General features: G+C 72.2%; 23 protein-coding genes. 9 read left to right on the forward strand and 14 right to left on the reverse strand.

Annotation, left to right across the window (positions count from 1 at the left end; all coding sequences use genetic code 11):
* Complete coding sequence (locus ACQPZF_RS19260) at positions 1–948, forward strand: ATP-binding cassette domain-containing protein (protein ID WP_433273513.1); 948 nt, start codon at positions 1–3, stop codon at positions 946–948.
* A complete protein-coding gene (locus ACQPZF_RS19265) occupies positions 945–1787 on the forward strand; it encodes an ABC transporter permease (protein ID WP_433273515.1) in 843 nt (280 codons plus the stop codon). Before ACQPZF_RS19260 ends, ACQPZF_RS19265 begins: the two co-directional genes overlap by 4 nt.
* A gap of 184 nt (positions 1788–1971) precedes the next feature.
* Here ACQPZF_RS19265 and ACQPZF_RS19270 read toward each other — a convergent pair whose 3' ends face one another.
* Together ACQPZF_RS19270 and ACQPZF_RS19275 are read right to left on the reverse strand one after the other, a co-directional pair.
* Complete coding sequence (locus ACQPZF_RS19270) at positions 1972–4968, reverse strand: ATP-binding protein (protein WP_433273517.1); 2997 nt, start codon at positions 4966–4968, stop codon at positions 1972–1974.
* 54 nt (positions 4969–5022) lie between these two features.
* Positions 5023–5259, reverse strand: a complete 237-nt coding sequence (locus ACQPZF_RS19275; protein WP_433273519.1) for a hypothetical protein — start codon at positions 5257–5259, stop codon at positions 5023–5025.
* On the opposite strand from ACQPZF_RS19275, the gene ACQPZF_RS19280 reads away from it, so the two are divergent.
* The gene (locus ACQPZF_RS19280) at positions 5259–5903 is read left to right on the forward strand and encodes a hypothetical protein (protein ID WP_433273521.1); all 645 of its coding nucleotides are present in this window, start codon (positions 5259–5261) and stop codon (positions 5901–5903) included. The two genes, ACQPZF_RS19275 and ACQPZF_RS19280, sit on opposite strands and share 1 nt — an antisense overlap.
* A gap of 127 nt (positions 5904–6030) precedes the next feature.
* Here ACQPZF_RS19280 and ACQPZF_RS19285 read toward each other — a convergent pair whose 3' ends face one another.
* Together ACQPZF_RS19285 and ACQPZF_RS19290 are read right to left on the reverse strand one after the other, a co-directional pair.
* Positions 6031–8121 carry a putative bifunctional diguanylate cyclase/phosphodiesterase gene (locus tag ACQPZF_RS19285; RefSeq protein ID WP_433273522.1) on the reverse strand — a complete coding sequence of 697 codons (2091 nt, stop codon included), beginning with the start codon at positions 8119–8121 and terminating at the stop codon, positions 6031–6033.
* A gap of 1 nt (position 8122) precedes the next feature.
* Positions 8123–8941 carry an SAM-dependent methyltransferase gene (locus ACQPZF_RS19290; RefSeq protein WP_433273524.1) on the reverse strand — a complete coding sequence of 273 codons (819 nt, stop codon included), beginning with the start codon at positions 8939–8941 and terminating at the stop codon, positions 8123–8125.
* Positions 8942–9093: 152 nt separating this feature from the next.
* On the opposite strand from ACQPZF_RS19290, the gene ACQPZF_RS19295 reads away from it, so the two are divergent.
* The 4 genes from ACQPZF_RS19295 to ACQPZF_RS19310 all read left to right on the forward strand — a co-directional run bounded on the left by ACQPZF_RS19295 (position 9094) and on the right by ACQPZF_RS19310 (position 14037).
* A complete protein-coding gene (locus ACQPZF_RS19295) occupies positions 9094–10413 on the forward strand; it encodes a cytochrome P450 (protein WP_433273526.1) in 1320 nt (439 codons plus the stop codon).
* A 5-nt stretch (positions 10414–10418) separates the two neighbouring features.
* Entirely contained in the window at positions 10419–11438 is a 1020-nt protein-coding gene (locus tag ACQPZF_RS19300) for an alpha/beta hydrolase (RefSeq protein ID WP_433273528.1), read from the forward strand.
* Positions 11439–11663: 225 nt separating this feature from the next.
* A complete protein-coding gene (locus ACQPZF_RS19305) occupies positions 11664–12581 on the forward strand; it encodes a bifunctional DNA primase/polymerase (protein ID WP_433273530.1) in 918 nt (305 codons plus the stop codon).
* A gap of 238 nt (positions 12582–12819) precedes the next feature.
* On the forward strand, positions 12820–14037 hold the full coding sequence (locus tag ACQPZF_RS19310; protein ID WP_433273532.1) for an SGNH/GDSL hydrolase family protein: 1218 nt from the start codon (positions 12820–12822) through the stop codon (positions 14035–14037).
* Between the two features lie 124 nt (positions 14038–14161).
* Here the strand turns inward: ACQPZF_RS19310 and ACQPZF_RS19315 are convergent, their stop codons facing one another.
* The 9 genes from ACQPZF_RS19315 to hpaD all read right to left on the reverse strand — a co-directional run bounded on the left by ACQPZF_RS19315 (position 14162) and on the right by hpaD (position 22247).
* Entirely contained in the window at positions 14162–14548 is a 387-nt protein-coding gene (locus ACQPZF_RS19315) for a nuclear transport factor 2 family protein (RefSeq protein ID WP_433273534.1), read from the reverse strand.
* 9 nt (positions 14549–14557) lie between these two features.
* Positions 14558–15331: a molybdenum cofactor biosynthesis F family protein gene (locus ACQPZF_RS19320; RefSeq protein ID WP_433273536.1), complete on the reverse strand. Its 774-nt coding sequence runs from the start codon at positions 15329–15331 to the stop codon at positions 14558–14560.
* Between the two features lie 11 nt (positions 15332–15342).
* Positions 15343–16137, reverse strand: coding sequence for an SDR family NAD(P)-dependent oxidoreductase (locus ACQPZF_RS19325; protein WP_433273538.1), 795 nt, complete (start codon positions 16135–16137; stop codon positions 15343–15345).
* The gene (locus ACQPZF_RS19330) at positions 16104–16817 is read right to left on the reverse strand and encodes an SDR family NAD(P)-dependent oxidoreductase (protein WP_433273540.1); all 714 of its coding nucleotides are present in this window, start codon (positions 16815–16817) and stop codon (positions 16104–16106) included. Before ACQPZF_RS19330 ends, ACQPZF_RS19325 begins: the two co-directional genes overlap by 34 nt.
* 76 nt (positions 16818–16893) lie before the next feature.
* On the reverse strand, positions 16894–18396 hold the full coding sequence (hpaE, locus tag ACQPZF_RS19335) for a 5-carboxymethyl-2-hydroxymuconate semialdehyde dehydrogenase (RefSeq protein ID WP_433273542.1): 1503 nt from the start codon (positions 18394–18396) through the stop codon (positions 16894–16896).
* The gene (gene dapA / locus ACQPZF_RS19340; protein WP_433273544.1) at positions 18393–19325 is read right to left on the reverse strand and encodes a 4-hydroxy-tetrahydrodipicolinate synthase; all 933 of its coding nucleotides are present in this window, start codon (positions 19323–19325) and stop codon (positions 18393–18395) included. Before dapA ends, hpaE begins: the two co-directional genes overlap by 4 nt.
* Complete coding sequence (locus tag ACQPZF_RS19345) at positions 19322–19993, reverse strand: GntR family transcriptional regulator (RefSeq protein ID WP_433273546.1); 672 nt, start codon at positions 19991–19993, stop codon at positions 19322–19324. Before ACQPZF_RS19345 ends, dapA begins: the two co-directional genes overlap by 4 nt.
* Entirely contained in the window at positions 19990–21387 is a 1398-nt protein-coding gene (locus tag ACQPZF_RS19350) for a fumarylacetoacetate hydrolase family protein (RefSeq protein ID WP_433273548.1), read from the reverse strand. The genes ACQPZF_RS19345 and ACQPZF_RS19350 overlap by 4 nt, the downstream gene beginning before the upstream one ends.
* Positions 21384–22247, reverse strand: coding sequence for a 3,4-dihydroxyphenylacetate 2,3-dioxygenase (gene hpaD / locus ACQPZF_RS19355; RefSeq protein ID WP_433273550.1), 864 nt, complete (start codon positions 22245–22247; stop codon positions 21384–21386). The genes ACQPZF_RS19350 and hpaD overlap by 4 nt, the downstream gene beginning before the upstream one ends.
* 261 nt (positions 22248–22508) lie before the next feature.
* On the opposite strand from hpaD, the gene ACQPZF_RS19360 reads away from it, so the two are divergent.
* Together ACQPZF_RS19360 and ACQPZF_RS19365 are read left to right on the forward strand one after the other, a co-directional pair.
* Positions 22509–23474 carry a helix-turn-helix domain-containing protein gene (locus ACQPZF_RS19360; RefSeq protein WP_433273552.1) on the forward strand — a complete coding sequence of 322 codons (966 nt, stop codon included), beginning with the start codon at positions 22509–22511 and terminating at the stop codon, positions 23472–23474.
* A gap of 88 nt (positions 23475–23562) precedes the next feature.
* Positions 23563–24987, forward strand: coding sequence for an aldehyde dehydrogenase family protein (locus ACQPZF_RS19365; RefSeq protein ID WP_433273554.1), 1425 nt, complete (start codon positions 23563–23565; stop codon positions 24985–24987).
* An 89-nt stretch (positions 24988–25076) separates the two neighbouring features.
* On the opposite strand, the gene ACQPZF_RS19370 is transcribed toward ACQPZF_RS19365, so the two are convergent.
* Positions 25077–25757: a DUF2306 domain-containing protein gene (locus tag ACQPZF_RS19370; protein ID WP_433273556.1), complete on the reverse strand. Its 681-nt coding sequence runs from the start codon at positions 25755–25757 to the stop codon at positions 25077–25079.
* Positions 25758–25863: the final 106 nt, after the last annotated feature.

A 25863-nucleotide genomic window follows, 5' to 3' on the forward strand; every position in this document is an offset into this window, starting at 1 on the left:
GTGAACGCGATCGAAACCTCGGGACTGGTGAAGATCTTCGGCGACACCCGTGCGGTGGACGGTGTCGACCTCACCGTGCCGGCCGGGGCGGTCTACGGGTTGCTCGGGCCCAACGGCGCGGGCAAGACGACCACGGTGAGGATGCTGGCCACCCTGCTACGACCCGACGACGGGGAGGCGCGGGTGTTCGGTCACGACGTGCGCGCCGATCCGAACGCCGTCCGGCAGCTCGTCAGCCTCACCGGCCAGTACGCGTCCGTCGACGAGGACCTGACCGGCACCGAGAACCTGATCCTGCTCGGCAGGCTCACCGGCCACTCCCGCGGGCACGCCCGGGAGCGCGCCGCCCAGCTACTGGACGCGTTCGGGCTCACCGAAGCCGCCGCCAAGCAGGTCAAGCACTACTCGGGCGGTATGCGGCGGCGGCTGGACATCGCGGCGAGCATCCTGAACACGCCGCGCCTGCTGTTCCTGGACGAGCCGACCACGGGCTTGGACCCGCGCAGCCGCAACCAGGTGTGGGACATCGTGCGGGCGGTCGTCGCGCACGGCACCACCGTGCTGCTGACCACGCAGTACCTGGACGAGGCCGACCAGCTCGCGTCCCGCATCGCGGTCATCGACCACGGCAAGGTCATCGCCGAGGGCACCAAGGGCGAGCTGAAGGCGTCCGTCGGGGTCGGCGCGGTGCACCTGCGCCTGCGTGACGCCCACCAGCGGCCCGACGCCCAGGCCCTGCTGACGCGGGTGCTCGACGCGGACGTGCAGCTCGACGCGGACCCGGTCGCGCTGACCGCCCGGCTGACCGGGCGGGCCACCGAACAGGCCGCCGAGGCGCTGGCGCAGTTGGCGCGCGAAGGCATCACCGTGGACAACTTCTCCCTCGGCCAGCCCAGCCTGGACGAGGTCTTCCTGGCCCTGACCGACAAGAAGGAGGCGGCGGCATGACCGTCACGAAGGAGGCCGAGGCCCTGGCGGCGCCCAAGCCGGAGGACCTGGCGGCCCTGCTGCTGGAGAACAGCAAGCCGCCGCGACCGAGCGCGCTGTCCGCGTCGCTGACCTTCGGGTGGCGCGCCGTGCTGAAGATCAAGCACGTGCCGGAGCAGCTCTTCGACGTCACCGCGTTCCCGGTGATGATGATCCTGATGTTCACCTACCTGTTCGGCGGCGCGCTGGCCGGCTCGCCGGGGGAGTACCTCCAGTACCTGCTGCCGGGTATCACGGTGACCAGCGTCGTGATGATCACGATGTACACCGGCGTGGCGGTGAACACCGACATCGAGAAGGGCGTGTTCGACCGGTTCCGGACCCTGCCGATCTGGCGGCCCGCGCCGATGGTCGGCTACATCCTGGGCGACCTGCTGCGGTACGTGCTCGCGTCGACCACGATCATGATCGTGGGGCTCATCCTGGGGTTCCGGCCTGAGGGCGGGTTCGTGGGCGTCGTGCTGGGCGTGGCGTTGCTGGTGGCGTTCTCGTTCGCGTTCTCCTGGATCTGGACCATGTTCGGGTTGCTGTTGCGCAGCGAGAAGTCCGTGATGGGCATGAGCATGCTCGTGCTGTTCCCGCTGACGTTCCTGTCCAACGTGTACGTCAACCCGGACACCATGCCGGGGTGGTTGCAGGTGTTCGTGGACGTCAACCCGATCACCAAGCTGGTGGAGGCGGTCCGGGCGCTGATGGCGGGCGGGTTCGACGGGCAGGCGATGGTGTGGACGCTGGGTTATGGCGTGGTGTTCACGCTCGTCTTCGGCACGTGGACGATGCGCCTGTACAACCGGAAGTGACCGGTTTGCCAGGCAGGACAAGGTAAGCCGAGGCCGCGCCCGTCACGTCCGGGCGCGGCCTCCTGGCATACCGGCTCGGATGCGCCGCACCCTCGGCCACACCTACGAGGTCGCGGACACCCTCGACCGCCTGGCCATCCCACGCCGCCGGGCGCGTGCCGAAAGTACCGGTGACCGGGAACCGCTACAGCCGGAAGTGGTCCAGTCCTGAGTAGACGCACGTCGCGCCGGTCGACACGTGTTCCCGCAAGTGGGACGCGAGACCGGGGTGGCGTTCGTCCAGTTTTCGCAACGTGTCCCGGATCCGGGCCGTCACGGTCTTGCGGGCGCGTTCGGCCTCGTCGCCCAGGCGGCGGGTGCGTCCGGCCAGGCCGGCGGCCGAGCGGAGTTCGTCGAGCAGGGCCGCGCGTTCCCGGTCCAGTGCTGCCGCGCGGTCGTCGTCGGGGGCGCGGTCGATGAGGTCGTCCAGCTCGGCCAGCCTGCGGCGGTAGGCGGCTTTCGCCTCCTCGTCCAGCACCGGGTCGCCGCCCAGCCGGGCCGACGGCGTCGCGTCCGGGTCCAGCAGGCTCGCCGCCGGCACCGGGATACCCGGGCTGCTCAGCAGCACGTGCAGGTCGCGCAAGCCCTTCGAGTCCGGCATCCGGGCCGTGGAACCGTTGTACGACAACGACCACACGTCACCGTCGCGGCGGAACTCGTTGGCCGGGCGGTGGTCCGCCAGGTGCCTCATGCCCAGCGCCGCGGCGTCACGGGTCACCTCGGCGGACAGCGTCGCGGAAGGAGAACCCTTGGCGCGCAGCGCTTCCGCTAGGTACCGCCGCGCCTCCACGGCCCACGGCCGGGCGCGCATCAGCTCCGCCGAGCGGTGCGCGGCGGTCAGTTCCTCCACCGCCTCGTCGCACCGTCCGAGCGTCAGGTCGACCAATCCCAGCCACAGGTCGACCGGGCCGCTGATGTCGCAGCCGTGGATCGACACCAGCCACTGGCCGCGGTGGGGCGCGAGTTCGGCGCGCACCTCGGCGGCCAGCACCCGGTCGCCGGTGGCGTAGGCGAAGTGCGCCCGGAAGCGCTGCCACAGGGGCTCGAACGTCCGCTGGAAGCGGTCGTCGCTCGGGTTGTGCGTCGCCAGGTGCAGGCGCGCCGTGTCGGTGTCGCCACGGGACAGCGCGGTGAGGCCGTGCAGCAGGCCGGGGTACGGGTAGTCGTCCAGGTCGAGCTTGTCCACCTCGTCGAACCGGCCCTGGAGCAGCCACAACGCCCACCACAGGTGGACGTGCATCATGTGGAACCCGCTGTGCTCGGCCGCGCCCAGCGAATCCGCCCGCGCCATCAGCGCTTCCGCCTCGGTGAACCGGCCGCGGAACGTCGCGATGATGGCCTGGTCGATCGCCGACGCGAAGGCGAACCTCGGCATCGCCCACCGGTCCGACTGCGCCACGAACGCCTGCAACTGGTCCAGGTAGCGCGGGTCGCCCAGCTCCACCAGCGCCACCCAGCGCAGCGACGACGCGAAGCTCTCCGAGCTGTGGTCGGAGGTGCGGCGGGCCAGTTCCGCCAGCTCGTCGGTCAGCGCCAGCCGCTGCGCCGCGGTGCCCAGGCCCCACGTGGTGTCGTGCGCCGCCCACAGGCCGTCGGCCAGCGCGTCGTCGTCCTGCCCGTCGCGGGCGAGTTCCGCCACCCGGACGCTCAGCCTCCGCGCCAGCACGTCGGCCGGCTCGTCCGGCGGCGGGCCGATCAGGCGGGCGTGCGCGTCGCGCAGCAGGGCCAGCCCGACCTCGTCCGGATCGGTGAACCGGAACCGGGTCAGCGCGACGCGGGCCAGCGACTCCGAGTCGTCCAGGTCGCGGGCCAGGTCGACGGCGGCGGCGAACCGGACGGCGGACGCCTCCGGGTCTCCGCAGTGGAACAGCTCGTGCGCCAGCTCCAGTTCCAGCCGCACCCGGCGGCGCGGCACGGTCGAGCGCTCCAGCGCGCGCCGGTAGTGGCCGGCGGCCTCCTCCACCGCCATCCGGCTGTTCGCGTCCCGCGCGGCGGCGACCAGCAGGTCCACCACGCGGTCCTCGGGCAGTCGGCCGCCCGCCAGGTAGGCGTGCCGGGCCAGGTCGGCGGGCATCGCCCGGCCGTCGCCGGACAGCGCCTCCACGACGGCCGCGTGCCGGACGTCGACGTCCTCCAGCGAGCCGTACAGGGTCTCCCGCACCAGGTCGTGCGCGAACGAGAACCGGCCCGCGCCGAGCGCCTGCACCAGCCGGGCCTGCGCGGCCTGGTCGAGCAGGCGGTCCACGTGCGGCACGGGCAGCGCGGCCGTCGCGGCGAGCAGCCGCCGGTGGAACTCGCGGCCCAGCACGGCGGCGGCGGTGAGCAGCTCGCCGACCGGCTTGGGCAGCAGGGAGAGCCTGCGCTGCAACGCGTCCCGCACGCCCGGAGCGATGGCGGTCACCGGGTTGCCGCTCTGCCACAGCCGCGCGGTCTGCTCCACGAAGAACGGGTTGCCGCCGGTCCGCTGGTGCACGGCGGCCACCAGGTCGGCGTCCGGCTCGCGGCCCGCGGTGCTCGCCATCAGCTCGCCGACCTCGGCCGCCGAGAGGCCGGTCAGCGTCACCGAGGTCGCGCGGCTGACCAGCGGGGTCATCAACGGCCGCAACGGGTGGCCGTCGGCCTCCACCTCGGCGTCCCGGTAGGTCCCGACCAGCAGCACCCGCTCGAACCACGTGTGCTGCGCGGCGAACTCCAGCAGCTTCAGCGACGCGGTGTCCGCCCAGTGCAGGTCTTCCAGCACGACCACGACCGGCCGGTGCTGCGACACCGCGACCAGCGCCGACGTCACCGCGTCGTACAGCGGGAAGCTCTCCGGCGCCTGGTTGGCCGGCGCCTCGCCGAGCAGCACGGCCAGCCGCTCCCCGTCGACCGACGCCCACTCCTCGGGGAGCGCGGCCCGGCGCAGCGCCCGCACCACCTGCACCCACGGCCAGTAGCCGGGCGCGGAGTCCGAGTCCCAGCACGAGCCGCCGAGCACCAGCGCGCCCTGCCGGCGGGCCTTTTCGGCCGCACCGGTCACCAGGGTGGTCTTGCCGATGCCGGGTTCGCCCGCCACCAGCACCAGCCCGCCGTGGCTCTGGGCCGCGCGGTCGATCTCGGCGCGCAGCACCCCGCGTGGATGGTCCCGTCCGATGAGTCGCATGACAGCACCGAACCTAGTCCATCCGGGTGCCCGTTTCGCGCGGAAGAGGCGTTTTCAGCGGGTCGATTCGGTCAACTGTTCGAACGCCGCGTCCACCGCGCCGGGCAGCGCGGCGGGGTCCAGCCCGGCCATCCGCCGCCCGGTCCGGTAGCAGGCGAGCGCGACTTGCGGCGCGAGGGTCGCGGCCGGCTCGGGCGTGCCCCGGTCGCGCAGGCTCGCGCTCATCCCCTCCACGAGCCGCTGGTACTTGCGCGTCGCCCGGTCGTGCAGTTCGGGGTTGTCGTCGGGCAATGACGTCCACGCGGAACGCCACGGCCGACGGCTTCGAGCTGACCTTCGGCGTGAACGTGCTGGCCTACCACCTGCTGCTGAACCTGCTGCGCGACCGGTTCGCCAACCCGGCGCGGATCGTCGTGGTCGGCAGCGACGTCCACTTCGGGACCTGGCGGTACGGACTCGGGGCGATCCCGGCGCCCGAGTGGGACGACGTCGCCACGATCGCCGCCCCGCGCGACGGCGGTGTCCGCGCGGGCCGACGGGCTTACGCCACCAGCAAACTGGGCGTCGTGTACCTGGTGCACGCGCTGCGGCGCAGGCTGCCCGAGGGTGTCGACGTGTACACCTACAACCCCGGCTTCGTGCCCGGCACCGGTCTGATCCGGGACGCCGACCCGGTGAGCCGGTCCGTCGTCGCCGCGGTCGGGCGGCTGCTGCGCGCCACGCCCATCGCGACCGGCGCGGCCAAGGCAGGGCGGCTCATGGCCGCGACGCTGACCGGGCCCCGGCCCGGTGACAGCGGGGCGTACATCGACCGGGGCCGTGCCATCCCGTCCTCGGCGGAGTCCTACGACCGGGCGCGGGAGGAGGAGCTGTGGGAGGTGGCGGACCGGCTGTGCGGCCTCACGAGCGCGGACGGTCGGCGATCGGTCGGCTGATCGCGAACGGTGGGCGGGCTGTGCGGTCTGACGAGCGCGGGCGGTTGGTCGGGCTGTGCGGCGTCGCGAACGCGGGCGGTTGGGTCGGCTGATCGTGCGGGCTGTGCGGCCTGACGAGCGCGGGCGGTCAGCAGATCGCGTCCGGTGGGCCGGCGGGAGCGAACAGGGAGCCGCACGCGGTGTCCGCGCCCACCTCCTGCCACCACCGGGCCTGGTCGCGGGTCGTGACGCCGGTGACGGACACGCCGACGCCCGCCTCCCGGACCACCACCAGCAGGCTCGCCAGCGCTCTCGCCATCGGCGACGCCGGCCGGTCGGTCAGCGGGCGGCACATCCGCACCGCGCGCAGCGGGAAGTCCGCCACCCGCAGCAGGTCGGCGGGCGCGGCGGTGAAGCCGTCCGCCTCGACGCCGACGCCGCTCTCCGCCAGGATGCGCAGGTTGTCCGCCGGCTCCCCGTCGCCGAGCACCACGTCGGCGGGAGCGCCCAGCCACAGCGACCCGGCGGGCAGCCCGGTGTCGTCCAACGAGTCCCGCACCGCGCCCACCAGGTCCGGGTCCGCCGCCTGGCTCGTCGTCAGCGACAGCCGCACCGGCACGTCGCGGCCCAGTTCACGCCGCCACGCCCGCGCCTGCTCGCACGCCACCCGCAGCACCCACGTGCCCAGCGGCACGATCAGGCCGGTGTCCTCGGCCAGCGCCAGGCACTGCTCGTGCGGCACGGCCCCGAGCCTCGGGTGCGCCCAGCGCAGCAGCACCTCCGCCGCCACGACCCGCTCGTCCGCCAGGCGCACCAGCGGCTGGTACTCGACCCGCAGCTCGCCGTTCGCCCACGCGCCCGGCATGGTCGCGGCCATGCTGAACATCCGCTGGTCCACCGCGTCGCGGGTCGGGTCCGCCAGCTCCCACTGCCGCCTGCCGTTGCCCTTGGCCCGGCGCAGCGTCAGGTCCGCCGAGTCGAGCAGGTCGTGCGGCGACGCGTCGGGCGGCGGGCGGTGCACCACGCCGATGGTTGCCGAGCACGCGATCCGGTTGCCGGCCGAGTCGAACGGCTCGGAGAGCCTGTCGTTGATGCGGCGCACCATGGTCACCACGTCCGGCGTGGTGTCGGTGTTCTCCACCAAGACCGCGAACTCGTCGTAGCCGAACCGGGCCACCATCGCGGTCTCGTCGGCCACCACGTCCTCCAGCCGTGCGGCGACGACCTTGAGCAGGTGGTCGCCGACCTGTCTGCCCAGGCCGCCGGTCACCAGCGAGAAGCCGTCCAGGTCCAGGTGGAACACGGTGACGCCGGTCGCCGGGTCGGTCGTGCGCAGCGCCTGCTCCAGCCTGCTGGTGAAGTACTGGCGGTTCGGCAGCCGGGTCAGCACGTCGTGCAGCGACTGATGGTTGAGCTGGCCCTGCAGCAGGTTCACGTCCGTGTCGTCCTCGGCCAGCACGATCACCTCGTCGCCGCCGTCGTGCCGGCGCAGCGGCGACAGGGTCAGCGTCACCCACGCGGTCTCGCCGTCCGCGCGCAGCAGGCGGTGCGGCTGGGTGATCGACGTGGTGCCGCCCTCGGTGAGCTGCGCGAAATCGGTGCGCAGGTTCGCCCGTTCGTCCGGGTGCGCCAGGTCGAACACGGACATGTCGGCCAGCTCCGCCTGCGTGTGGTCGACGATCCGGGCCAGCGCGACGTTCGTCCGGAGCAGCTTCCCGGCCAGGTCGGTGGTCGCTATCCCGGTCGACGTGTAACCCTCCACCAGGTCGTAGCGGGCCTGGCCGACCTCCAGATCGACCTGGGCCTGGCGCATCGCCCGGTACAGCGAGCGGCCGAGCTGCTCCTGCTGCTCCAGCGTGGCCGTCCGGACGCGGTCCGCGAAACCGGCCGCCAGCGCGGCGAGCACGTCGACCACGCGGTCCCGGAGCTGGTCGCCGCCGCCGAGGCCGGCCATGCCGAGCAGGCCCTTGCCCACCACCTCCACCGAGCACTGGAGGCCGTCCGCCGCGGTGCAGTTGAGGTCCACCAGCGCCGCGCCCACCTCGCGCCCGACCCGGTGGGCCAGCGCCTCGTTGCCGACACCCGCGCACAGCCGTTCCACCAGGCCGAGCAGGTGGCGTTCCAGTTCGGCGGAGCTGAGCGGGATGAACGTCCGCGAGCTGAGCAGGTAGGTCCACTTCTTCGCGAGCTTCGCGCGGGCACGGAGTCCGTCCGCGTCCTGGGGAAGCGCAGCCGTCATGTCAGCGGCTCCCACCGGCCGGCTTGCGGCCGACTCCCACGTAGACCTGGGTGTTGTCGTCCGGGTTGTCGGAGATGCTGCCCCGGCCGTCGGGCCGCCACAGCGCGCACCCCGTCACGCCCGGCTCCTCCAGCTCGAAACCGGTGAACAGCGCGGTGACCTCGGCGTGCGTGCGGTAGACCAGGTTGTCCTTGGAGTTGTTGCGGCGCACGGTGTCCGCGGCCTCGCGCATGGTGTCCACCCGGCGGTCGGCCGTGGCGTGCGAGATCACCAGGAAGCTGCCCGGCGCGAGCCGGTCCCGGTAGCGGCCGAGGTAGCCCACCGGGTCCTCCGAGTCCGGCGAGAAGTGCACGACCAGCAGCATGAGCGCGGCGATCGGCCGGTCGAAGTCGAGCAGGCCGGTGACCTCCGGCCGGGACAGCACGTCCTCCGGCTCGCGCAGGTCCGCCTGCACCACCGCGGTGCGCTCGACGCCCGCCAGGATCAGCCTGCTGTGCGCCACCGCGACCGGGTCCTTGTCCACGTACACGACCTTCGCGTCGGGCGCGATCTCGTGCACGTTGCCGACGGTCGGGATGCCGGACCCGATGTCGATGAACTGAGTGATTCCGTTTTCCACCAGATGAGTGACAGCGCGGCGCAGGAACGCGCGGTTGAGGCGGACCAGGTTGCGCGCGCCCGGCAGCACTTCGAGCATTTGATCGCCCATCCTGCGGTCCACCGCGAGGTTGTGCGCACCGCCCAGCAGGTAGTCGTAAGTCCTGGCCACGCTGGGAACGTTGATGTCGATGCCCTCGGGCACCCAGTCGAGGTCGGTCACGGCGCGCTCCAGTCGGTAAGTGGACCTGAGCATCCAACCGCTTCGCCCCGTGCGGACACCAGCCGATCCAACAACTTAACTCGAATGCGCGATCCCGCGGCGTCCGAACGGCGCATAGAGTACACGCGGTCAATCCCGCTGGAGGCGAGGCGATGACCACCGGTATCGGAAATTCCGCGAGCCCCACCGTTCCAGGCTGTTTGCCGCTGGTCGGCCACACGGCTGCCATGCTGCGCGAACGGCTCGCGTTCACCGCGAAATTGCGGTCTTACGGCGATGTCGTGCGGCTGCGCCTGGGTCCGCTGCCGGTGCACTTCGTGACCACTCCGGAATTGGCCTACCAGGTGCTTTCCGGGCAGACCGAGAAGTTCGACAAGGGCATCCTGGTGGACAAACTGCGCCGCGCCTTCGGGAACGGCCTGGTCAGCACCAATGGCGATTTCTACCGCAGCCAGCGCCGGATGATCCAACCCGCCTTCCACCGCCGCGCGCTGGTCCGGCACGCGGAAATCATGACCGAATCGGCGGCTGATATGGTCGATTCCTGGCAGGACGGGCAACAGCTCGCCGTCGACCGACTGATGCAGGACTTCACGATCGCCGTGGTCGGCCGCACGCTGTTCTCCACCGACTTCGGGCCGCGTGTGAGCGCGGAGATCCAGCGGCACACCCCCACGCTCATCAGGCTCGGCGTGGTGCGCGCGGTGCTGCCGCCGCTGCTGGCGCTGCCGGTGAAACGCCGGTTCGACAACGCGATCGCGCACGTGCACGCCGTGGTGGACGACGTGGTCGCGCGCGGCCGGGAGGACCGGGACGACCTGCTGTCGGTGCTGCTGCGGGCGCGGGACGAGGCGGGCGCGCCGATGAGCCGGCAGCAGGTGCGCGACGAGGTCGTGACCCTGCTGACCGCCGGCACCGAGACCACCGGGATCGCGCTGGCGTGGCTGTTCCACGAGTTAGCCGCGAACCCCGGCGTGGAGGAGCGATTACACGCCGAGGTGGACGAGGTGGTCGGCCGCCGCGCGGCGACCTTCGACGACGTGCCGTCGCTGGTCTACACGCAGCGGGTGATCAGCGAAGTGCTCCGCAAGTACCCGCTGTGGTTCCTGATGCGCCGCGCCAACACCGACGTGACGTTGGGCGGTGTGCGCATCCCCGCCGGCTCCGAGGTCGGCTTCAGCCCGCACGCCCTGCACCACGACCCGCGATCCCATGACTCTCCCTCGGTGTTCGACCCCGACCGCTGGCTGCCCGAGCGCGCCGCGTCGGTGCCCCGCGGCGCGTACGTGCCGTTCGCGGGCGGTCTGCACCACTGCCCGGGGCACTCGTTCGCCTCGCTGGAGATCGCCATCGCCGCCGCCACCGTGGCGGCCCGGTGGCGCCTCGTGCCGGTGCCGGGGAAACCCGTGCGCCCCAAGGTGGTCGGGTTGATGTACCCGAACCGGCTGCCGATGACCGTCCAGTCCCGCTGAAACCGATGGAGGTTGTCCTCACCTTGCGCTACTCACTCGCCGCCGGCGCGGTGGCGTTGCTCGTCGCGTCGACGCTCACCGCCACACCACCGGCCACGGCCGCGCCGTCGTGCCGCGACGTCTTCGCACCCGTCACCGTGCTCGGCCATCAGGAGGTCGTGCACGGCACGCTCTGCACCCCGGACGGCGGCGGCTCGACCGTGCAGCTCCTCATCCCGGGTGCGACCTACAACAGCGCGTACTGGGACTACCCGGGCGCGCACTCGTTCCGCTCCGCCCAGAACGCGGCCGGCTTCGCGACCCTGACCGTGGACCGCCTGGGGACGGGCGGCAGCTCGAAGCCCCTGGCCGCGACCCTGACCGCCTTCGGGCAGGCGGAAGCCATGCACCAGGTCGTGCGGGGCCTGCGGTCCGGGGCGTACGGCCCGTCGTTCGAGAAGGTGATCATCGGCGGCCACTCGCTGGGCGCGGCGGTCAGCATCCTCGAAGCAGCCACCTACCGCGACGTGGACGGCGTCCTGCTGACCGGCCTGACCCACCGCGTGAACCCGGTCGGCGTGGTGGCCGCGTTCGCGAACTTCATCCCGGCCAACCTGGACCCCAAGTTCGGCCTGACGTACCCGGTCGGCTACCTGACGACGGCGCCGGGCACGCGCTACCGGAGCTTCCACGCCCCCGGCCGGCCGACTCCGCGGCTGGCCGACCTGGAAGAGTCCACAAAGGACGTCTTCTCGCCTGCCGAGGCGGCGGACGGGCTGGGTGTCGCGGTGATCCTGCCGTACAGCCGCCTGATCGACGTGCCGGTGCTGTCGGTGGTCGGCAGCCGGGACGCCGCGGTGTGCGGTCTCCTGGCGACCAACTGCACTTCGGCGGAGACGCTGCGGGAGGACGAGTCGCCGTACTTCAGCGTGCCGCTGGACACCCATGTGGTGCCGGGCTACGGGCACTCGATCAACCTCGCGCCGAACGCGGACCGGTATTACTCGGCGGTGGCTTCCTGGGCGTCGGAGGAGGTGGGCCGCTGACCGTTGTGCGGGGTCCGCACGCGCCGCGGACCCCGCACAACGTCGCTTTTCGGGACCGGCGCGGGACCTCAAGGCTGAGGCAGGCCAATGCTCCCCGGGGTTGATGGCCGTGTACGGACAGTCCTGACCAGGCTCATCCGGACGCACCTGTACGCCGACCCGTTCAGGCCGCACACTGGACGGTGGCGCGCTTCCCCCGACGCCGAGCGGCGGAGGGGGCCGACCATGAGCGGATTCCAGGCACGGCTGGCGGCAGCGGTGGCGGCGGTCGAACGGGGCTGGCCGGTGATCCCGTTGCGGCCGTTCGGGAAAGTGCCCGCGCTGAAGGACTGGGACCGGCGGGCCACGCTCGACATCGCGCAGGTGCACGCGTGGTGGGAGCACAAGCCCTACAACATCGGGATCTCCTGCCGGGCCGCCGGTTTGCTGGTGGTGGACCTCGACCAGGGCGTGCCGCACGGGCGGGACGTGCTCGCCGAACTCGCGCGCGGCCATGGTGCGGAGGACCCGCGGGAGACCTACACGGTCGCCACGCCCAGCGGGGGAGAGCACCGGTATTTCCGAGCGCCCGAGGCTCCGTTGCGGAACACGGTCGGCAAGCTCGGGCGGCACGTCGACACCCGTTCGGCGGGCGGGTACGTCGCCGCTCAGGGCTCGATCCGGCGCATTGCCAGTGGTTTGCGGCTGTACAAGGTGGTGCGGGACGTGCCGGTGGCTCCCGCGCCGGACTGGCTGGTCGCGCTCCTCAGCCCGCCGCCGCCCGCTCCGCCGCCCGAGCCGGTGGACCCGCCCGCGCCGCGCCGGGTGCGCGCCTACCGGGCGGCGGTCGTGGAGGGCGAGACGGAACGGGTCCGGTCGGCCCGGCCCGGCACCCGGGCGCACGTGCTGTTCACGGCGGCGTGCCGGCTCGGCGAACTGGTCGGCGCGGGCTGGCTGGACGACCACGCGGCGGCGGCCGTGCTGCTCGACGCCGCCGCGCGGCACAACGGCGTGGACGGGTGGACGGAACGGGAAGCCGCGCACCACATCGCGAACGGCATCGCGACCGGTCGCCGGAGGCCGCGGGTCATCCCGGAACGCCGCTCACCGGCCGACGCCCAGCGCCCCGTCCCGGTGATCCCGACCCAGGACCGTTCCGGTTGAGCTGCCGACGTGCGACGCCTGGTGCCGACCCAGGACCGTTCCGGTTGAGCTGCGGACGCGCGGCGCCTCGTCCCGGTGGTCCCGACCCGGCTTCGTTCCGGTTGAGCGGTCCGGCTGCGGACCTGATGCCAACCGAGACGCGCGGCCGGCCTGGTGAGGAGCGTGTTCCGGCCGCGGGGAACAAATCGCGTGACGGCGTAGGTTGATCCCCGTCGAGATCGACTTTTGGGGGTCATGCATGAAGAAGATCGCGGTACTGCTCCTCTCCGCCGTGCTGGGGGTGGCGTTGGCGCCGGCTGCCTCCGCACACCCGGGCTGGGCGGCCACCTGGGCGGCGTCGCCGCACGCGCCCACCGACGCCTTGGGGCCGAACTGGGGCACCGAGGGATTCGACAACCACACCGTGCGGCAGGTCGTGCGGATCAGCTCGGGCGGCCCCGCCGTCCGGATCAGGTTGTCCAACGCCTACAGCGCCGCGCCGCTGAAGGTGACCGGGGCGACCATCGCGCGCGCCGGCACGGGCGCGGCCGTGCGGGCTGACTCGGTGCGCCACCTGACGTTCGGCGGCGGCCGGTCGGTGACCGTGCGGCCGGGCGGGCACCTGGTCAGCGATCCGGCGTTCCTGCCGGTGTCGCCGCTGGAGCGGCTGACCGTCACGTTCTACTTCGCGGGCAAGACCGGTCCGGTGACGGGCCACACGTTCGCCAGTGCGACCAGCTACCGGGCCTCCGGCGACCACCGGGCCGACGCGGCGGCGGACGCGTTCGGCGAGACGTCCAGCTCCTGGTACTACCTCAGCGCCGTGGAGACGGTGGACCGCACGCCGCGCCGGGACGTCGTGGTGGCGTTCGGCGACTCGATCACCGACGGCGCGGGGTCCACTGTGGACGGTGACAACCGGTACCCGGACGAGCTGGCGGAGCGGTTGCGCGGGCGCAAGGGCGTGGTGAACGCGGGCATCGGCGGCAACCGGGTGCTCAACGACTCGTCGTGCTTCGGCGAGAAGGCCACCGAGCGGTTCGCGCGGGACGCGCTGGGCCAGCCGGACGTGCGCACGGTCATCCTGTTGGAGGGCATCAACGACATCGGGTTCAGCAACTTCCCGATCGACTGCACCAAGCCCAACCCGGAGGTCACGGCCGCCGAGCTGATCGCGGGCTACCGGAACCTGATCGGGCAGGCGCACCGGAAGGGCGTGCGGATCGTCGGCGCGACCCTGCTGCCGTTCAAGGGCGCGGCGTACTACACCGAGCGTGGCGAGGCGGTGCGGGACGAGGTCAACGCCTGGATCCGCACGTCCGGCGAGTTCGACGCGGTGGCGGACTTCGACCGCGCCACGGCCGACCCCGCGGACCCGGACGCGCTGCTGCCCGCGTACGACAGCGGTGACCGGCTGCACCCCAGCGACGCGGGCTACCGGGCGATGGCCGAAGCGGTCGACCTGGCCGCGCTGTAGGAAATCGCCGCGCCGCAGGAAATTGCCGTGCTGTAAAGGATTGCCGTGCGATAAGGGAATTGCGGTGCGATAAGGAACTAGTGGAAGAAGCGGACCGCCCCGCCCAGGGCGGCCCGCTCCGGTCTCAGGACTCCGCGGCCAGGATGAGCGCGGTGTCGGCCACCTGCTCGAAGCTCGTGACATGGCCGTCCGCGACACGCCAGACGTGCGTGAAGCGGGCGGTCATGCCCTTGCCGGTGGCGCGGTGCACACCCGTGTAGTTGCCCAGGGCCACCACGGTGTCGCCCGCGTCGAACAGCTCCGCCACGGTGACGGTGAACGACGCCCAGTCCGCGCCGATCCGGTGGAACACGTTGGCGCGGATGGCCTCCGGGCCGAGGTAGGTGCCCCCGTAGGTGGAGCCGGCGGCCTCGGTCCAGGAGGCGTCGGGCGCCAGCGGGGCCAGCATTCCGTCCAGGTCGCCCCGGTCCGAGGCGGCGTAGTGGGCGCGGACGACTTCCAGTGCGGTCATGGTTTTCCTCTAGACGGGCTGGTCTTCGGGGTAGGAGACGCGGCCCAGCGGGATGATGTGCGCGCCGCCGGGAGCGTTGCGGATCTGGCCTTCGCCGTTGAGGCCGAAGAAGACGCCCGTGGTGCGCATGGCGTCCAGGTCGTAGAGCCACGTGGTGGCCACCGGGATGCGGAACTCGCGGAACGTGAACACGTACCGGTTCTCCGCGACGCGGTACGCCGTGGCCAGGTCCACGTCGCCGTGGCCGTGCTGCTCGCCCACCAGGCACTGCCAGGCGTAGCGCTCCGAGCTGAGGTACACGTGCTCGTACAGGTGGTTGGGGCTGTACCGGTAGAGCGCGCGCCAGCCGATCAGGTCCCGGGTCGGGGCCGGGGCCTCGCCGGTCGGCGCGACGCCGTCGCCGGTGTCCAGCACGCCGGGGCGGAACTGTTGCGAGACCTGGGGGACGCCGTCGGTCTTGGTCTCCGCGATGGTCGACTGGACGGTCAGCGTGCGGTGGGTCTCCAGGACGGCGACGACGACCTCGGCCTGCCGCGGGGTGTCGCGGAACGTGCGCTCCACGAAGAAGATCCCCGGCGCGCCCTCCACCGCCTCGTAGTGGTCCGTGCCCTTGCGGTCGCCGCTCGACCAGTCCACAGTGGACTCGTCGGTGAAGGTGAGGGTCACCTCGCCGCCGTCGTCGTGCCGCACCGTCCAGGTGAGGCCGACGAGGGCGTTGCTGCGGGGCAGCCGGTTCCCGTCGATGCCCTTGGCGAAGTCGTCGACGGTCTTCCAGTCCGACATCGGGTGTCCTCTCAGCCTAGTTCGATGGTGGGCAGGTCGACGGCGCTCGCGCCCGCGTCCGCGGTGACCACGGCGCCGCTGACGATCGAGGCGTCCGAGGAGGCCAGGAACGCGATCACGGACGCGACCTCCTCCGCTTCGGCCGGCCGGCCGAGCGGGGTGTTCTCGGTGAGCAGCGCGTAGGCGTCGTCCCGGCTGATGCCGCGGGTCTCGCCGAACCGGTCCATCTGCTCGTCGGCCATGGCGGTGCGCACCCAGCCGGGGCACACCACGTTGGCCCGCACGCCGAACTTGCCGTAGTCCCGGGCGATGGACCTGCTCAGGCCGATCAGGGCGTGCTTGGTGGACGTGTAGCCCGCGACGCCCGGCCCGGCGAACAGACCGGCCAGCGAGGAGACCAGCACCACCGAGCCGCCGCCGTCCACCAGGCCCGGCAGCGCGGCCCGGATGGTGACGAACGCGCTGGTCAGGTTGGCGTCCAGGGCGAGCTGCCAGCCCTCGTCGGTGGTCTCGCCGGCGGTGCCGAGCCCGTGGCCGCCCGCGTTGGCCACCACGACGTCGATCCGGCCGAGCCGTTCGGTGGCCTCCGCGACGACGGCCGCCATCGCCGCGCCGTCGGCGGCGTCGGCGGGCAGCGCGAGCGCGGCGTCGCCGAGGGGTTCGGCGACCTCCTTGAGCGGGGCGGGGCGGCGGCCGGTGAGCACGACCTTCCCGCCCTCGGCGACGACCAGCCGGGCGGCGGCGGCGCCGATGCCGGTGCCCGCGCCGGTGATCAGGGCGACCCGGTCGGTGAATCGAGAGCCCATGTAGGTCCTCCAGTGGTGACGGCGAGGCCGGCGACGGTGTCGGCGACCTCGGCGGGATCGGGGGTGCAGCGGGCGGTGACGGAGCGGACCAGCACGCCCAGCGGTTCGGCGTCCCGGGCGATGGCGCGGACCAGGCCGCGGATGCCGCCGGCCGCCGCCGACTGGTGCGGCAGGTGGGGACAGGAGACCGCGACGGCGACGATCACGCCGCCACTGTCGCGCATCGCCCGCAGGCCCGCGCGGGCGAGGTAGAAAGCGGCGTCGAGCTGGGTGCCGAGCACGAGGTGCCAGTTCTCGTCGTCGACCTCCAGCGAGGGGAACGACGAGGCCGCGTCGGCACCGTCCGCGTCGGTGGTTCCCGCGAACCCGCTGCCGGCACCGGACTGCCGGTTACCCGGCCCGCGGGGGCAGGGGAGTGCGGGTGCGGTGGTGACCATCAGGTCCAGCCGACCGTAGTGCTCGACCACCGCCGCCACCGCCGACTCCACCTGGGCGGGGTCACCCGCCTCGGCGCGCACCGCCATCCCGCACCACAACCCGCCACCCACGATCTCCACCGCGGTGGAATCGGCGTCCAGCGCCGCCACCCGCGCCCCGGCGGCGTCGAGCCTGCGCGCCACCGCCGCGCCGATGCCGGAGCCCGCTCCGGTGACCAGCGCGACCTTCCCCTCCAAGCCCATGATCGGACGTTAGCCGCGGGGCACTCACCTTCCCCATAGCCCAGGGGATGCGGGTGCGCCCGCGGTCAACGGGTGTTCACGGTCGGGCAACTCCGAAGCGCGGCGGGGTCAGGTCGCCCACCGCGATGTGCACGGCGCGCAGGTCGCTGTAGAAGTCGATGCTGTGCGCACCGCCCTCCCGGCCGACGCCGCTGGCCTTGATGCCGCCGAACGGCGTGCGCAGGTCCCGGACGTTGTGCGAGTTGACCCACACCATCCCGGACTGCACGGCCCGCGCCACCCGGTGGCCGCGCTGGAGGTCCGACGTCCACACGTAGCCCGCGAGGCCGTACTTGGTGGCGTTGGCCAGCGCCACGGCCTCTTCCTCGGTGTCGAACGGCGTCACGCAGACCACCGGCCCGAAGATCTCCTCCTGGAACACCCGCGCGTCCGCCGGCACGTCGGCGAACACGGTGGGGGACAGGAAGTTGCCCGAGGACAGGTGCTCCGGACGGCTGCCGCCCGCGACCAGCCGGGCCTCCTGCTTGCCGATCTCCACGTACTCCAGCACCCGCGCGTAGTGCTCGGGGTGGATCAGCGCGCCGACCTCGGTGGCCGGGTCCGAGGGCAACCCGACCCGCACCGCGGACGCACGGGCGGCCAGCGCCTCCACGAACGCGTCGTAGATCTCCCGCTGCACCAGCACCCGCGAGGACGCCGTGCAGCGCTCGCCGTTGAGGGAGAACACGCCGAACACGGCGGCGTCGACGGCCCGGTCGAAGTCGGCGTCGGCGAACACCACGCACGGCGACTTGCCGCCCAGCTCCATCGACACCTCCTTGAGGTGCTCGGCGGCCGTGCGCATGATGATCTGGCCGGTGCCGCTCTCACCCGTGAACGACAGCCGCGGCACGTCGGGGTGCGCCACCAGGGCCGCGCCCGCCGACTCGCCGATGCCGTGCACCAGGTTGAACACGCCGTCCGGCACACCTGCCTCGGCCATGATCCCCGGCAGCAGGCTCGCCGACAGCGGCGACCACTCGGCGGGCTTGAGCACCACCGTGCAGCCGGACGCGAGCGACGGCGCGAGCTTCCACGTCTCCAGCATGAACGGCGTGTTCCACGGCGTGATCAGGCCCGCGACGCCGGCGGGCTGCCGGATCGCGTAGTTCACCTGCTTCTCGCCCGCCAGGTAGGCGTCCTCGTGCTGCGCCACGATCACGTCGGCGAAGTACCGGAAGTTCTCCGCCGCCCGGTGCGCCTGGCCCTTGGCCTGGGTCACCGGCAGACCGGTGTCGAACGTCTCCAGCTCCGCCAGCCGGTCGGCGCGGGCCTCGATGGCGTCGGCGATCCGGACCAGCACCTTGGCCCGCTCGCGGTCCGACAGGTGGGGCCACGGGCCCTCGGTGAACGCCTTGCGCGCGGCGGCCACGGCGTTGTCGACGTCGGCGGGACCGCCGGCCGCGACCCGGCCGTACTCGGTGTCGGTCACCGGGTCCGAGACGCCGAACGTCGCGCCGTCGACCGACGGGACGTCCTTGCCGCCGATGTGGTGCAGCAGCTCGGTGGGCAGGTCGACCGGCTTCTTCACGGTGCTCATGCGTTGACTCCTGACGGGACGAGCAGGTCTGCGGCCTGGGCGCGCAGGGCGTTGATCTTCTCCAGCCCGGCCGGGGTGGGCTGCACCAGCGGCGGGCGGACGTGGGCGCTGGAAATGCGGCCCAGGTCGGCCAGGACGTGCTTGGCCGGCGCCGGGTTGGTCTCCACGAACAGCAGCTCCACCAGCGGGTGCAGCCGGTAGTGCAGGTCGATCGCGCCCTCGTGGTCGCCCTCGACGTACAGCTCGTACATCCGGGCCACCGCGGCGGGCGCGAGGTTGGCCAGCGCGCTGACGAATCCGCGACCGCCGATGGCCAGCAGCGGCAGGCACAGCAGCTCGATGCCCGACCACATCAGGAAGTCGCGCCCGCACTTGTGCAGCACGTGCGAGAAGTGCTCGAAGTCCTTGGTGGTCTCCTTGATGCCCACGATGTTGTCGTGGGCGTGCCGCAGCTTGGCCACGGTGTCCGGCGCGATGTCGACGGCCGTGCGGGACGGCACGTTGTAGATCACGATCGGCAGGTCGGGGAACTCCCGCGCCACCGCGTCGTACCACGCGAACAGCCCCTCCTGGGTGGGCCTGCTGTAGTACGGCGTGATCACCAGCGCCAGGTCCGCGCCCAGCTTCCGCGCCTGGTCGGTCAGCTCCAGCGTCTGCTTGAGCGTGGCCGACCCGGTGCCGGGCAGGAACGGGATCGCGTCGCCGAGCTCCTCGGCCACCACGCGCATCGCGGTAACGCGCTCCTCCAGCGACTGCGCGCTGGGCTCGCCGGTCGAGCCGCCGATGGACACGCCGTGCGAACCGGACTCCTTCTGCCAGCGCACCAGCGCGCGCAGGCTGTCGGTGTCCAGCTCGCCCTCGGCGGTGAACGGCGTGACGACGGGCGCGATGGAGCCGCGGATCGACGCCGGGTCGGAACGGAACCTCATGTCGGGAACTCCCCTGAAAGCGGGGCCGGGGACCTTCCGTCCACGGCCCGGAGGGTGTTGAGCTTGTGCTCGCGGGCGTAGCGCTCCACGACCTCGGCCGGGGCCTTGGCGCGGAGGAGGCGCAGGAGTTCGGCGTGCTCGGCGACCGACTCGTGGGCCCGGCCGGGTACCAGGCTGAACGTGGTGCGCCTGCTCATGTCCAGCCGCGCCCACTCCTTGTCGATCAGCTCGCGCAGCCGGGGGTTGGGCGAGGCGTCGCACAGCAGGAGGTGGAACTCGCGGTTGAGCCGGGTGAAGCCGAGCGGGTCGAACTCCACGAGGGACGCGGCCATCAGGTCGTTGAGGTGCGCGGCGCGGTCCAACTGCGACTTGGACAGCCGGGCGTGCGCGACGGCGTGGCCCTCCAGGAGCGCGAGCGTCTCCATGGTGTGCCGGTAGGCGGCCGGGTCTATGTCGGCGACCTGCGCGCCGACGTTCGGCTCGAACACCACCCAGCCCTCGGCCTGCAACCGGCGCACGGCCTCCCGCACCGGCACCGGGCTGACGCCCAGCTCCTTCGCGATGCGGTCGAACACCAGCCGCGCGCCGGGGCCGTAGCGGCCCTCGACGATCCGGTCCCGCAGCGTCTCGTACGCGTACTGCGTCTTGGACTTGGCGGGAGCGGTCACTCGGACCACCGCTCGTACTCGGCGCGCTTGGCCGCGCCCATCGGGTAGAGGCCGTCGATGTGCTCGCCGTCGGCGACGCGTTCCAGGATGAAGCGCTCCTCGCGCTCCATGGCCACGGCGTCCGCGGCGACCTCGTCCACCAGCGCGGGCGGGATCAGGATGACGCCCTCGGCGTCGCCCACCAGCACGTCGCCGGGCCGCACCAGGACGCCCGCGCAGGCCACGTCCACGCCGACCTCCCACGGCACGTGCCGGCGGCCCAGGACAGCCGCGTGCGCGCCCGCGCTGTACGCGGGGAGGTCGAGGTCGTCGAACGACGGGCTGTCCCGGAGGCACCCGTCGGTCACGACGCCCGCCGCGCCCCGCTTGAGGGCGCGCAGCGCCAGGATGTCGCCGAGCGTCCCCGCGCCGTGGTCCTCCCGCGCGTCGATGACCAGCACCTGGCCGGGTCCGATGGACTCGACCGCGCGCTTCTGCGCGTTCATGCCGCCGCCGCGCTCGGCGAACTGGTCCTCCCGCAGCGGCAGGAATCGCAGCGTGTGCGCGGTGCCGACCATGCGCAGGCCGGGCCGGGCGGGACGCAGGCCGGTGAGGAACGTGTGGTGCAGCCCGCGCTTGCGGAGCTGGCTGGACAGCGTCGCCGTGGACACCTGGCGCAGCGCCGCCTCGGTCTCCGGCTTGATCGCCGGCACCGTGCCGCCGACGGCCACCGCGCGGTCCTCGCGGGTGACCTTCGGACGCGCGCCGGGCCCCGTCAGCGGCTTGGCCTCGCGGACCTGGTTGCGCAGCCGCTCGGTGTCGCCGACCGCCACCTCCACCACGTCGCCGGGGGAGACGACGGTCGCGCCGGTCGGCGTGCCGGTGAGGATGATGTCGCCGGGCTCCAGCGTGACGTTCCGGCTCAGGTCCGCGATCAGGTAGGCGAAGTCGAACAGCAGGTCGCCGGTGTTGTCGTCCTGCACCAGCTCGCCGTTGACCCACGTGCGCAGCCGCAGGTCGTCCAGGTCGACCTCACGCGGGTCCAGCAGCACCGGACCCACCGGGGTGTAGCCGTCCGCGCCCTTGGAGCGCAGGTTGGAGCCCCGGTCGGCGTACCGCAGGTCGTGCACGCCGAAGTCGTTGGCCGCCGCGATGCCGCCGATGTAGTCGACCGCCTCCTCCCGGCTCACCCGCGTCGCGCGCTTGCCGACGACGACCGCGATCTCGCCCTCGAACGCCGACAGCTCGGTGCCCTCCGGCCGGACCAGGTCGCGGCCCGACCACGACAGCGACGAGGGCGGCTTGAGGAAGTACGAGGGCTCCTCCGGGAACCGGCCCCGTTCGGCCGCGCGGCTGCGGAAGTTCAGGTGCACCGCGATGATCTTGGAGGGCGCCAGCCCCAGGGGGTGCGTCATGCCTTCAGCCCGTCCGGGATCGGGAAGTCCACGATGACCTGCCCGGTGCCGCTGCTCGGGAAGTAGTCGCATAGCTGCTCTCCGTGACCGGAGTAGCCGTCCCAGCCCAGGATGCCGAACAGCATCGCCGTGTCGGCCATCGCGGCCTCGCCGGTGAACCGCTCGTTGTAGGCGGGCAGCGCGGACAGGAACTCCGCGATGCGGCCGGAGCGCCACTGGTCGAGCACCAGCCGGTCGGCCTGCTCGTTGATCGGGTTGCTGATCTTGTCCAGGTACTCGGACGAGATCTCGTTCGGCGGGAACTGGTGCGACAGCGAGCCGCTGGCCAGGAACGCCACCTTGCGGTCGCTGCGCAGCACGGCCCGCGCGATCGCCTCGCCGACCCGGCGGTTCTCGTCGATCGAGGAGTAGATGTTGCAGCCCACCGGCACCACCGCGATCGGGTTGCCGTCGCGGTTCATGAAGTGCATCGGCACCAGCGTCGCGTACTCCAGGCCGAGGTCCTTGACGTCGTGCACCATCGACTTCTGGCCGCCGGCGTTGATCTCCTCGCCGATCAGCCGCGCGAGGTCCGGGCAGCCGGGGTAGTCGTACTCCAGGTCGTGGATGAAGTGCGGCAGCTCGTGCGACGCGTAGCTGCCCTGGTGCCGAGCCTTCCCGTTGATGTGGAAGCTCATGCTGTTCATCCAGTGCGAGTCGGCCACCACGAAGGTGTCCGCGCCGCGCTCGCGGGCCCGCCGGCCGACCTCCGCCAGCCCCGCCTCGGCGTGCCGGCGGATGCCGTGGTGCTTGCCGGTTTGGATGGACAGCCAGATCGACGGCACATGTGTGATTTTCGCGGCTAGCACGATCTCACCCATGGTCACCTCCGCATCGGAAATCGTGTAGCAGATCGAATATGATCCGTTCGCGGCCTACGCTGTCGTGGCCGCTATCCAGGTTTAACAGGGCTCGGACGGATGGCGGTTGACCCCGGACGCACGTCCTTTGACTCCGCGTGCACCAGGTGGTCGGGGCTTTACGACTCGGCAACGAACACTTGACGAACGGGCGATGGCGGACGACTGTGCCTGTCACGCAGTGTTACCCAAGCCACTAAGCGCAGGTCCTGGAGGGCAATGATGTCCTACGTGCTGACTACAGCCGGCGTGCCTGCGACACAGCAGTTCGATCTCTGGCAGTCGGCCGTGTCGCAGACGTTCGTGCCCCTGGAAGCGACCACGGGCGAGCATTCGGCGTTCCGCGGCCGATTGCGCGGCCAGAACCTCGGCAGCGTCGCCGTGTACGAAGCGTCGGCGGACGCGCACACCGTGCGACGGACGGCGCGCACGATCTCCCGTGCCGCGCCGGACTACTACAAGCTGTCGCTCCAACTGCACGGCAGCGCGAAGCTCAGCCAGGACGGGCGGCAGGCGGCACTGCGTCCGGGCGACTTCGCCATCTACGACACGACCCGGCCGTACTCGCTCGCCTTCGACGACGTGTCCTCCACGCTGGTCCTGATGTTCCCGCGCTCGATGCTGTGCCTGCCGTCCGGCCAGGTGGAGCAGATGACCGCGATCCGGTTCGCGGGCGGGCAGGGCGTGAGCGGGATCGTCAGCACCACGCTGGTGCAGTTGGCCCGCAACATCGATGACCCGCAGGTGCACGGCAGCGTCCGGCTGGCGCGCAACGTGGTGGACCTGCTGGGCACCGCGCTGGCCGACCAGGTGGACTACACCGACGTGCCCGCCGAGACGTCCCGCGCGGCGATGCTGGTGAAGATCAAGTCCTACGTCGAGGCGCACCTGGAGGACCCGGAGCTGTCGCCCGGCGACATCGCGTCGGCGCACCACATCTCCACCCGGTACCTGCACAAGCTGTTCAGCGAGGCGGGCACCACGGTGTCCGGCTGGATCCGGCACCGGCGGCTGGAGCGCTGCGGGCAGGACCTGGCCGACCCCGGCAAGCACCAGCTCGCGATCGGCGTCATCGGGGCCCGCTGGGGCCTGGTGGACGCGTCCTACCTGAGCCGCGCGTTCAAGACCGAGTACGGGTTGTCCCCCTCGGAATACCGCCGTCGCAGCGTGGAACACCGGGCGCACTGACGGTCAAACGCCGTGCGCCCGCAGCCAAGCTTTCGGGTCGCGCGGCGTCCCACACTGGCCCACGTTCAGCCAGTGGAGGGGAGTCGACATGCGCTCGACAGGTCTTTACATCGGCGGCCAGTGGACCGCCGGCGCGGGGGAGTTCACCACGACCGACCCCGCGACCGACGAGCCGTTGGCGGTGTGCGCCGACGCGAGCGCGTCGGACGTGGACGACGCCGTGGCCGCCGCGCGCGAGGCGCTGCCCGGCTGGATCGCCACGCCGGCGAACGAGCGGGCCGCGCTGCTGTGGCGGCTGGCCGACCTGATCGAGGCGGACGCGGAGAAGCTGGCCGAGCTGGAGACGCGGGACCAGGGCCAGCCGCTGGGCGTGGCGCGGGCGGTCAGCGTGACCGGCGCGGCCGAGCACTTCCGGTACTTCGCCGGGTGGGCGACCAAGCTGGACGGCGCGGTGCGCTCCGTGACGTTCCCGGACACGCTGCAGTTCGACCGCCGGGTGCCGGTCGGCGTGTGCGCGCTGATCGCGCCGTGGAACTTCCCGCTGATGATCATGGCTTGGAAGCTCGCGCCCGCGTTGGCCTGCGGCAACACCACCGTCCTGAAGCCCGCCGAGCAGACGCCGTTGACCACCGTGCGGCTGGTCGAGCTGTGCGTCGAGGCCGGTTTCCCGCCCGGTGTGGTGAACCTGGTGACCGGCGGCCCGGAGACCGGCAAGGCGCTCGTGCGGCACCCCGGCGTGGACAAGGTGTCGTTCACCGGGTCGACGTCCGTGGGCCGGGACATCGTGACGGCCTCGGCGGCCGACCTGAAGCGGGTGACCCTGGAGCTGGGCGGGAAGACGCCCACCGTCATCGCGCGGGACGCGGACATCGACGCGGCCGTGGCCGGGACCGTCGCGGGCGGGCTGCTCAACAGCGGCCAGGTCTGCGCGGCCTACGCGCGGATGTACGTCGACAAGGCGCGGCAGGACGAGTTCACGTCCAAGCTCGCGACCGCGGTGTCGGGCCTGCGGCTGGGCGCCGGCCTGCACCCCGACACCGACCTGGGCCCGCTGGTGAGCGGGGAGCACCGGGACCGCGTGGACGGCTTCGTGCGGGGCGCGGTGGCCGAGGGCGCGGACCTGGTGACCGGCGGCTCGCGCGGCGACGGCCCAGGCCACTTCTACCGCCCGACGGTCTTCGGGTCGGTCAAGGACGCCATGACCATCGCCCGGGAAGAGGTCTTCGGCCCCGTGCTGGCGGTGCTCGACTACGACGACGAGGACGAGCTGCTGTCCCGCGTCAACGACTCGCCGTACGGACTGGCGGCGTCGGTGTGGAGCAACGACCTCCGCGTCGCCCACCGCCTGGCGGACGGCATCCGGGCCGGGGCGGTGTTCGTGAACATGCCGTGCATCCCGGACGCGGCGGCGCCCTGGGGCGGTTTCCGGTCCAGCGGCTGGGGCCGTGAGATGGGGCCGTACGCGATCGACGCGTACACCGAGATCAAGGGCATCTGGATGCACCACGGCTGAGCGTTCCTCCGGTAAACCCGAACGGCCCGACGCGTTCTCCCCGCGTCGGGCCGTTCGCCTTCCCTGCTCGATGTTCCGGCCGGTAGGTCCTAGGACGCCAGTCCGCCGACATGGGCCTTGGCGGAACCGGCGGCGGCCTGTGTCGGTCTGGTCGGCCGCCCGCGGATGATCCATTCCGCGACGGCGACGTTGATCGCCCAGCCCGCGCCGAGGAGCAGTGTCCTGGTCATCCCTTCGGCAGGGCCGACGAGCAGCACCCACGACAAGGTGACCAACGCCTGCGTGCCCGCGCCCTGGGCGATCGCGTAGCCGCGGATCATCCACGCGCGGTGCCGGGCGAAGTCCCGCCGCCGGATCGCCGCGAAGCCGAGGACGATCGACGCGACCATGGCGGAGCCGAACACCAGTCGGAAGGCGGCGAGGAGATCGCCGTCGCCTTCCGGCCAGGCGTAGAACAGGGTCATCCACAGGCCCGTGAGCCCCATGGCGAGGCCGGCCGGGACGAGGAGCCTCCCGAGGACGCGGTGCGTGCCCGGCCGTCGTCCGCGGAACCGGGGTGCGAACTGGAGCGCACCCACGACGCAGTACAGGACGGCGCTGAGGATGTGCGCCACCACCGGCAGGGGCGCGGCGAAGAACCGCGCGTTGTCCGGGGTGACCTCCCCGCCGGCCAGGTCGGCCAGGCGGACGGCGCCACCGGCCATCGGGACGAGGGTGAGCGCGATCAGCGCGGTGGGTATCAGCCACCCTGCCCTGGTGGAGGATGTCACGGCGAAGGCCCTTCTTCGTTCTGGTCGTCCGTCGGCGCGACCGGTGCCACGTCGCCGTGTCCCTGTCGTGGTCCGAGTCTGACGACCGGGGTGGTGCCGGTTCATC

This window comes from Actinosynnema sp. CS-041913, from assembly GCF_050942485.1.
Classification (GTDB): Bacteria; Actinomycetota; Actinomycetes; order Mycobacteriales; family Pseudonocardiaceae; genus Actinosynnema.